The following is an 8,219-nucleotide window of genomic DNA, read 5'->3' as shown; positions in this document are numbered from 1 at the left end:
GCGGCCGGCGCGGCCCGCGCACGGGAGGAGAGGCGGGTGCCGGGCGTGATCGTGCCCTCGTTCCTGGTCTGCGCGACCCGCCGGTGCCGTCGCGTGCGCCCGCCGGTCGGTCTCCCCGCGCGAGTCGGACGCCGGAGGTGTGTCCTGGCCGAGAGAAGGCATGCGGTCGGTCGGGCGGACAAGTCCTGGCGCCCCGGGGGCGCGATGGTCGCGGCGTGGAACGAGTGGAACCCGGGGCCCTTCACGGGCGGCGGCGATCGTAGGGGCGCGGCAATCCGCGGAGCAGCCGAGGCCGGCGGACGGCGCGACGAGCCTCGGGACCGGCCGGACGGCGATTCAGGCCGGCCGTGTGGAGGTGGTGCGTCGCCGTGTCAGCGACGGGCCGCAGGACGTCCGGTCCGGTCAGCGTGAGCATGGTGGAGGGGGCGAGGGCCTGGACGGCGACGCGGTCGTCGGTCGGTGCGGACGACGGCAACGCAGGGGGAGCAGGCCGATGCAGACCTCCGCATCGGGCGCGCGGCGGGCGAGCGGAGGGTTGCAGACGCCGAGGACGACGTAGACCTTCACGTCCTGGTCCGGCTCGTCCTCCGCGGCGGCGGTGGCGTCGATCTCGGTGAGGGCGCCGAAGGCGTGCGGGGCCGGGCCCGTACGGAGCGGGGGTCCCCGCCTTTGCGGGCGAACTCGCAACACCGGGCCACTCGCGAGCCCCGTCAGGAACGGCGCTCGACGGTCTTCACGCCAGGGACAGGAAGAGCCGCTCCAGGCGTGCGCGGATCTGCTCGACGTCCTCGTCGTTCTGCCGGCCCGCTTCAGCGCCGGTCACGCACTGCTGCAGACCCGAGGCGATGATGGCGAAACCGGCCCGGTCCAGGGCGCGGGACGCGGCCGCGAGTTGCGTGATGACGTCCTCGCAATCGCGCCCCTCCTCGATCATCCTGATCACGCCGGCGATCTGACCCTGCGCACGACGCAGCCGGTTCAGCACGGACTTCAGATCCGCGTCCTGAAGCTCCAGTTCCACGATCACTCCTCGTCAAAAGCTCCGGGACGCCGCGTGCCCTGGCCCGTGACGGTGCCGACCGGCAACCGACGTTCATCCTCGGTCGGCTGCGTCCGGGGCGACCTTACACGGCACCGCTTCCACGCCCGCTACCTGAACCTGCCGGTCACGTTCAGCAGTACCTGCGGGGCCGGCCTGCGCTGCCGGGCGTGCAGAACCGTCCGGTCGCGGCCGGCGGGGACCGTCGCAAGGAGCGAGCTCCGGAACCATGCACGACACATCTTCTCATATACCCGCCAGGGTATACGCCTCGCCGGTCCACGCCGCTGCGCCGGTTCATCTGTCCCGGGCCTGGCAGCGAGGCCGGGAGAGCCGTCGCACGCTCGGCTTGCCGCTGGACGTCATGGCCACCGCGTGGAGACCGGTGACCGCACCGCCGCCCACAGCGACGACATGCGCGGCTTCGTGGTGCCGCCCGGACGGTGGGTCGTCGAGAACGCCGCGGCCCAGGGCAGGAGACAGTCAGACGGTGCGGCGCCGAACACGCACCGGTCGGCCGGCCGATGGGGCCGACCGGCCCATGCGCGACCCGGCTCGCGCCGCACACGCTGGACACGTCGGGCGAGTCCGACGACAGGACCCGATGCCGAGAGGGTAAGGATCGGTATGAAGGGATACGTCTTCCACGGCCCCGGGCGGTCCGCCTGGGAGGAGACCCCCGACCCTGATGCCAAGGAGCCCACCGACGCCGTCGTGCGGGTCGACACGGTCACGATCTGCGGTACGGACCTGCACATCCTCAAGGGCGACGTCCCTGGGGTGCGCCCCGGCACGGTGCTGGGGCACGAGGCCGTCGGTGAGGTCGTCGAGGTCGGCTCCGATGTGTGGAGCGTACGGCCGGGGGACCGGGTGCTGGTCTCCTGCATCACCGCCTGCGGGCGCTGCCGCTTCTGCCGCGGGGGTGTGTACGGTCAGTGCCTGGGCGGCGGGGGCTGGATCCTCGGCCACCTGGTCGACGGTACACAGGCGGAGTACGTCCGTGTGCCTTTCGCCGACCTGTCCCTCCATCCGCTGCCGGCCTCGGTGACGGACACGGACGCCGTGCTGCTGGCGGACGTCTTCCCGACCGCCTACGAGGTCGGCGTGCTGAACGGCCGGGTCCGGCCCGGGGACACCGTCGCCGTGGTGGGAGCAGGCCCCATCGGTCTCGCGGCCGTGGCCACCGCCCGGCTGTTCGCGCCCGAGCGCGTCATCGCGGTGGACGTCGCCCCGGCCCGGCTGGAGGCCGCGAGGAAGCTCGGAGCCGAGGCGGTGGTGGACGCCCGCGAGGCTCCTGAGCAGCTGGTCGCGGACCTCACAGGAGGGCTCGGCGCGGACGTGGCCGTCGAAGCGGTCGGGGTGCCGGAGACGTTCGAGATGTGCACCCGCATGGTGCGGCCCGGGGGCCACGTCGCCAATGTGGGCGTCCACGGCAGGCCGGCGGTCCTGCACCTGGAAGAGCTGTGGATCAAAAACGTGACCATCACCACAGGCTTGGTGAACACCAACTCCACGCCCGCACTGCTGAAGATGGCCGCCGCCGGCAGGCTACCGACATCCCAGCTGGTGACGCACGTCTTCCCGCTGGAGCAGATACAGGAGGCCTACGACGTCTTCGCGCAGGCCGCCGTGACCGGGGCACTCAAGGTCGTCCTCGGTGAGCCGCCGCGGAACGAGGTCCTCCCCATGACCGCGGCCGAGTGAGCCGGCGGGCCGGCGGTGGAGCGGTCGGCCGGCCGTGCGGTCACGAAGAGAGAGGGCGGACCGATCGATGTACGGCAATGACGGATTCCGGGAGCTGGACCGGCAGGAGTGCCTGCGGCTGCTGGTCACGGCCGCGGTGGGCCGTGTCGTCCATACGCGTCACGCCCTGCCCGCCGTACTCCCGGTGAACTTCCGCGTGGACAGCGATGGCGCGGTGCTGCTGCGCACCACGGCCGCCTCGGAGCTGGCTCGTGCGATCGACGGCGCGGTCGTGGCGTTCGAGGCCGACGAGGTGGACGCGATGGCCCACTCCGGCTGGAGCGTCGTCGTGACCGGTTCCGCGTCCGTGACGACCGACCCCGCCGAACGCGGACACCTCGTCACGGACTGGCCTCCTTCTTGGGTGCCCTCGCCCCGTGAGGTCTTCATCCGCATCGAACCCGAGTTGGTCACCGGCCGCGAACTGGCCGGTGGCCGCAGCCTGTACGGCCTCGGTTCTCTGTTCTGACCAGTGGCCGGCCGAGCAGCAGGAGGACGTCATGCAGGGCTCCCAGTACACCGTGAGCGACGTGATGACCAGCACGGTCGTCGCCCTCGCAGGCGGTGCGACGTTCAAAGAGATCGTGCGGACGATGCAACGGTGGGGCGTCAGCGCGATGCCGGTGCTGGACGGCGACGGTCACGTCACCGGCGTGGTCTCCGAGGCGGATCTGCTGCGCAAGGAGGAGTTCCGCGCCGGCGACGCGGACCGCTCCGGTCGATCGGGCGGCCCTCCGGGCGCGGTCAGGGCGCGGGCGGTGACCGCCCGGGACCTGGCGACCGTTCCGGCGGTCACCGTCCACGCCGACGCGACCCTTGCCGGAGCCGCCGGGCTCATGGCCCGGCACGGAGTCAAGCGGCTGCCCGTCGTCGACGACCGAGGGGTCCTCATCGGCATCGTCAGCCGCTCTGATCTCCTCAAGGTGTTTCTCCGCAGCGACGAGGCCATCGCGCAGGAGGTCCGGCACCAGGTCGTCGCCGGCCGGTTCCCGGTTCCGCTCGACGCGGTGCGCGTGCGGGTGCGCGAAGGTGTCGTCACTCTGGCCGGCGAGGTGGCGGACACGTCCGTGGTGCCCCTCGCCCTGCGCCTGGTCCGCTCCGTCGAAGGCGTGGTGGACGTGCGCTCCGAGATCACGACGTCGCGGCACCCCGGGCCGGCGGCGGGCGACGGCGGTCCGTCGCGGCGGACGGGACCCGGCACCCGGGGAGTGGGACCCGGCACCCGTGCACCGGCGCCCGGCAAGGCAGCTTCCTGACATTCCACGCCGGCTGGGGTTCCATGACGGTGTCGCTCCCACCGGGGCCCGGCCGGTGAAGAACCCGAGGAATGCCCGCTCAGACCGGTCCCTCAAGGGGCGGATCCGCTCGCCAGGCGGCACTCGACGTCCACCACGCCTTCGACGGCGCGTACGAGGCGCGCGGCGACGGGAACGAACGACGTGTCCCGGATGCGCCCGGTGAGGGACACCACCCCGTCGGACACCTCTACGCGGACCGGCTCGACGGGAGCAGGGAAGAGGGGCGAGACGACTTCACGCCGTACCTCCTCGGCGATGTCGTCGTCCGAACGGAGGAACACCTTCAGCAGGTCTGCGCGGCTGACCACTCCTTCGAGCATGCCCTCGGCACTGACGACGGGCAGCCGTTTCACCCTTCGCACAGCCATGATGCGGGCCGCCTCGGCGAGTGTGGCGTCCGCGTGGACGGTGACGGCCGGGGTGCTCATCAGCTCCCCGGCGGTCAGTGCGCCCGCCTTGGCGAGGTCGGGCAGGCGCCTCAGTTGGGTGAAACGGTCCGGGTCGCTGTCGCGGAACTCCTCCTTCGGCAGCAGGTCGGCCTCGGAGACGACGCCGATCACCCGGCCCTCGCCCTCCAGGACCGGGAGCGCGCTGACCTTCCACTGCCCCATGAGAGCGATGATGTCCTTGAACGGGGCGTCGCGTCCCACGGCCACCACGGTGTGCGTCATGACGTCGCTGACGGAGTGCGGGCTGCTGGACATGATCTTGGTCTCCTCCTCGGGGGAACCGGGGGCCGCTGTCCGGCCCGGCCTGCCCGGTGGGTCACCGGCGTCCGCTGCCGTAGGGGGCGTACAGGTCCAGGAGGCGGACCCGGGCCGCGTGCAGCCGGTGGGCGGCCACCTGGCCGACCCAGCGGGCGACGGCCCGTCCGAATTCAGCATCCCGCTCGCACAGCATCCGTACGGTGGCCGCGTCGAACTCGTGGGCCCGTACCGGGCTGGTGGCCTCGGCGCCCAGATGCCAGAGGTACGGCGGGAAGTGCCAGGACCAGCCGACCAGTTCACCATGGCCCAGGGTCTCGATGACGGCGGCGCGGCGGCCGGGGACGTGCAGGTCCAGGGCGATGGTTCCGGTTTTGACGATCCAGAACCTCTCGGCGTGCTGTCCCTCCTCGAACAAGCGGGCCCCCGTACCGAAGGAGACGTCGCGGGCCAGGGACATCAGCTGTGCCCGGTGTTCGGCCGGCAGGGCGGCGGCCAGGGTGGTGGAGGTCATCGCAGGGCTCCTTCCGCGCTGCCGACCTGGTGGGAGGGCCGGCTCACCTTCAGCGTGCGGTCGCCCGGATGCGGGACGCCACGGGCCGCCCGGACTCCGTCGAGGGCCCTTCGGCCCCAAGAGCCCCGGGGTCCCGGTCCGCGCGTCCGCTCAGCGCAGGCGGCGCAGATACGGGTCGTGGGGACGGCGCGGGAGAAGGCGGACGCGTACGTCGAGCGCGATGATCCCGTGTGGCCCGGCCAGTACGGGATTGAGGTCCGCCTCGGCCAGTTGCGGCAGGTCGCACGCCATCCGGGACAGACGGTGCAGCAGCTGCTGGAGACCGTCCAGGTCGACGGCCGGGGCGCCCGCCCAGCCGCGGAGCAGCGGCGCGCAGCGCGGGGAGGCCAGCAGGTCCCGCACGTCGCGGTCGGTGAGCGGAGCGAGCCGGCCGGCGTGGTCGGCCAGGACCTCCGTCGCCGTCCCGCCGAGCCCGAACACCACCAGAGGGCCGAAGACCTCGTCCTGCACCACCCCCGCGAACAACTCGGTGCCGCGACCGGCGAGTGGCTGGATCACCACACCTGTCAGCCGGTCGCCGAACCGGTTCACCAGGTCCCGGTGGGCCGCCCTGATGCGGTCGGGGCCCTGGAGGTCGAGATGGAGCGCGTGCTCCTCGGTCTTGTGCAGCAGGCCCGGCCAGTACGCCTTCATCACCACGCGCCCGTCGCTTCCCGCCAGCTGCCGCGCGGCCGCCACGGCCTCGTCCTCGTCGCGCGCCCAGGCCCACGGAAGCTGCGGCAGGCCGTAGCAGCCGAGCAGGCTGGAGGCGGTCCGCGGATCGAGCCAGGCACCCTCGGGGTTGTCCTCGAGGAACCCGGCGACGACCTGCCTCGCCCGTCGGCTGTCCACGTCCGGTAGTTCCGCCACGTCACCGGTCGGTGTCCCCAGCCACCGGGCACGGGTGGCCGCGTGGGCCAGCGCACGCGCGGCGTCCTGGGCGTCGCAGTAGGCGGGCAGAGTGCCCTCGGCGCAGGTGTCCAGCAGCTCGACGCGAGCCGACTGCGCGGGAAGGACCGCGACGACAGGTCGTGGCAGTGCTTCGGGGACATCGGTGAGCGCCCTGACCAGGTCCTCTCCGATCGCCGCGGCCACTGCCGTAGGGACGAGGGCGACCAGGACGGCGTCGACCGCCGCGTCGCGGGCGAGGTGCTCCACGCAGGCACGCAGCTGTTCCTCGCCGACCGTCGCGGTGGTGTCCACCGGGTTCGTCGCGGCGGCACCCGGGGGCAGCAGGGCCAGCAGCGCGTTCACCGATTCGGCCGGCAGGGCGGGTACGGCCAGACCGGCCTCCGCGCAGGCGTCCGCGGCCAGCACACCGGCGCCGCCGGCGTTGGTGACCACGGCTGTCTTCGTGCCCGCCGGCAGTGGCTGGGAGTGCAGCAGAGCCGCCGCGTCGAGGAGTTCGCCGATCGTACGGGTGGCCGTGACGCCGGCCTGGGTGAACAGCGCCTGGCGGGTCATCGTGGGTGTGGCCGCCGCCGCCGTGTGCGAGGCCGCGGCCCGGCGCCCGGCCTCGGAGCGGCCCGCGTCCACGGTGAGCACCGGCATCCGCCGGGCGACCCTGCGGGCGGTACGGGAGAAGGCCCGCGGGTTGCCGAAGGACTCCAGGTGCAGCATCGCGAGCCCGGTGCGCCCGTCGGCCTCCCACCACTGGAGCAGGTCGTTGCCGCTGACGTCGTACTTGTCGCCGAGCGAGACGAAACTCGACACGCCGACACCGAGACGGGCCAGTCCGCCGAGCAGCGCGATGCCGATGCCGCCCGACTGCACGGCGATGCCGGCCGTGCCCGCACCGGGGTGCCGGGCGGCGAAGGTGGCGTCCAGGCGGATGCCCTCCTCGGTGTTCGCCAGGCCCAGGCAGTTGGGACCCGCCAGGCGCATGCCGTGGCGGCGGCACACGTCCATGAGAGCGGACGCCCCGGCGGCGTCGAATCCGGCCGTGACGACGAGGAGCGCGCCCACCCCCGTCTTCCCGCACTCCTGCGCCACCTGTGGGACCGCTGCCGCCGGAACGGCGATCACCGCGAGGTCGGGCACCTGCGGCAGTGCGGTGACGGACCGGTAGGCGTGCACCCCGGCGATCGTGGAAGCGGCCGGATGGACCGCGAAGACCCTCCCGGTGAAGGAACCGGTGACGATGTTCCGCAGGACGGCGCGTCCGACGGAACCGGGTCTGCGGCCGGCCCCGATCACCACGACGGACGCCGGGCGCAGCAGCGGGCGCAGGCTGACGACGTCGGCGAGGCGCCCGCGCGCGTCCACGGCGCTCAGGTAGGCCTCGTCCTCGGTCAGCTCCACCACGCAGTGCACCTCAGGGCCGTCGTAGTGCCGGGTCACCCGCAGGCCGAGGTCGTGGAAGACGCGCAGCACGTCGAGGTTCTCCGCCAGGGCGTCGGCGGTGAACGCGGTGACACCCGCGGTGCGGGCGGCGTCCGCCAGGTGTTCGAGCAGCAGCGTGGCCACCCCGCGGTGGTGCCAGTCGTCGGCGACCGCCAGTGCGACGTCCGCTGTCGAGCCGTGTGGGTCGGTCTCGTACTCGGCGAGGCCGATCAGACGGCCGTCATGCTCGGCGACCAGGGCGCGGTAGCCGGGGAGCGGCGCTGCGGCCACACGTTCGGCCGCCTGCCGGGCGCCGGCACGGCTCAGTGCGAAGAACCGCAGCCGCAGGTTCTCGTCGGACATCGCCTCGTACAGGTGCAGGACCCCGGCGCGGTCAGCGGGATTCGAGCGGCGGATGCGGATGGTGGTGCCGTCGGTCAGCAGCGCGTGCACCGGTGCTTGCTCGGTGTCGGTCATCGAGTACGTCTCCCTCCGCGGTCCCGTTCTCCAGCCTGCGGTGCCTCGTCCCCGCCCCACAGAGGCCGGCCGGGCACCGGACC

The 8,219-nt window shown here is 72.9% G+C and carries 7 protein-coding genes; 3 read left to right on the top strand and 4 right to left on the bottom strand.

Annotated features, from left to right (window positions below; all coding sequences use genetic code 11):
* Positions 1–733 precede the first annotated feature (733 nt).
* Positions 734–1,021: a metal-sensitive transcriptional regulator gene (locus tag ACFC02_RS16130; RefSeq protein WP_376356975.1), complete on the bottom strand. Its 288-nt coding sequence runs from the start codon at positions 1,019–1,021 to the stop codon at positions 734–736.
* A 645-nt stretch (positions 1,022–1,666) separates the two neighbouring features.
* Between ACFC02_RS16130 and ACFC02_RS16125 the strand changes: the two genes are divergently transcribed.
* The 3 genes from ACFC02_RS16125 (at position 1,667) to ACFC02_RS16115 (ending at position 4,038) form a co-directional block, all read left to right on the top strand.
* Positions 1,667–2,743, top strand: coding sequence for a zinc-dependent alcohol dehydrogenase family protein (locus ACFC02_RS16125; protein WP_376356970.1), 1,077 nt, complete (start codon positions 1,667–1,669; stop codon positions 2,741–2,743).
* A gap of 67 nt (positions 2,744–2,810) precedes the next feature.
* A complete protein-coding gene (locus ACFC02_RS16120; RefSeq protein WP_376356968.1) occupies positions 2,811–3,251 on the top strand; it encodes a pyridoxamine 5'-phosphate oxidase family protein in 441 nt (146 codons plus the stop codon).
* Positions 3,252–3,282: 31 nt separating this feature from the next.
* Positions 3,283–4,038, top strand: a complete 756-nt coding sequence (locus ACFC02_RS16115; RefSeq protein ID WP_376356966.1) for a CBS domain-containing protein — start codon at positions 3,283–3,285, stop codon at positions 4,036–4,038.
* Positions 4,039–4,130: 92 nt separating this feature from the next.
* Here ACFC02_RS16115 and ACFC02_RS16110 read toward each other — a convergent pair whose 3' ends face one another.
* The 3 genes from ACFC02_RS16110 to ACFC02_RS16100 form a co-directional block, all read right to left on the bottom strand.
* Positions 4,131–4,784 (bottom strand): CBS domain-containing protein, encoded by a 654-nt coding sequence (locus ACFC02_RS16110; protein WP_376356964.1) that lies wholly within the window; start codon positions 4,782–4,784, stop codon positions 4,131–4,133.
* A gap of 61 nt (positions 4,785–4,845) precedes the next feature.
* Positions 4,846–5,298 carry a Crp/Fnr family transcriptional regulator gene (locus ACFC02_RS16105; RefSeq protein ID WP_376356962.1) on the bottom strand — a complete coding sequence of 151 codons (453 nt, stop codon included), beginning with the start codon at positions 5,296–5,298 and terminating at the stop codon, positions 4,846–4,848.
* 150 nt (positions 5,299–5,448) lie between these two features.
* Positions 5,449–8,136: a GNAT family N-acetyltransferase gene (locus ACFC02_RS16100; protein ID WP_376356960.1), complete on the bottom strand. Its 2,688-nt coding sequence runs from the start codon at positions 8,134–8,136 to the stop codon at positions 5,449–5,451.
* Positions 8,137–8,219: the final 83 nt, after the last annotated feature.

Origin of the sequence: Streptomyces sp. NPDC056160 (genome assembly GCF_042268205.1) — a bacterium.
GTDB lineage: Bacteria > Actinomycetota > Actinomycetes > Streptomycetales > Streptomycetaceae > Streptomyces.
Note: the sequence above shows the minus strand (reverse complement) of the source record. Positions and strands in the feature narration are given on the sequence as shown.

Excerpts from the sequence above, each read along its gene's own strand:
- ACFC02_RS16125 (WP_376356970.1), top strand. The coding sequence starts at position 1,667 with ATGAAGGGATACGTCTTCCACGGCCCCGGGCGGTCCGCCTGGGAGGAG.
- ACFC02_RS16120 (WP_376356968.1), top strand. The coding sequence starts at position 2,811 with ATGTACGGCAATGACGGATTCCGGGAGCTGGACCGGCAGGAGTGCCTG.
- ACFC02_RS16115 (WP_376356966.1), top strand. The coding sequence starts at position 3,283 with ATGCAGGGCTCCCAGTACACCGTGAGCGACGTGATGACCAGCACGGTC.
- ACFC02_RS16110 (WP_376356964.1), bottom strand. The coding sequence starts at position 4,784 with ATGTCCAGCAGCCCGCACTCCGTCAGCGACGTCATGACGCACACCGTG.
- ACFC02_RS16105 (WP_376356962.1), bottom strand. The coding sequence starts at position 5,298 with ATGACCTCCACCACCCTGGCCGCCGCCCTGCCGGCCGAACACCGGGCA.
- ACFC02_RS16100 (WP_376356960.1), bottom strand. The coding sequence starts at position 8,136 with ATGACCGACACCGAGCAAGCACCGGTGCACGCGCTGCTGACCGACGGC.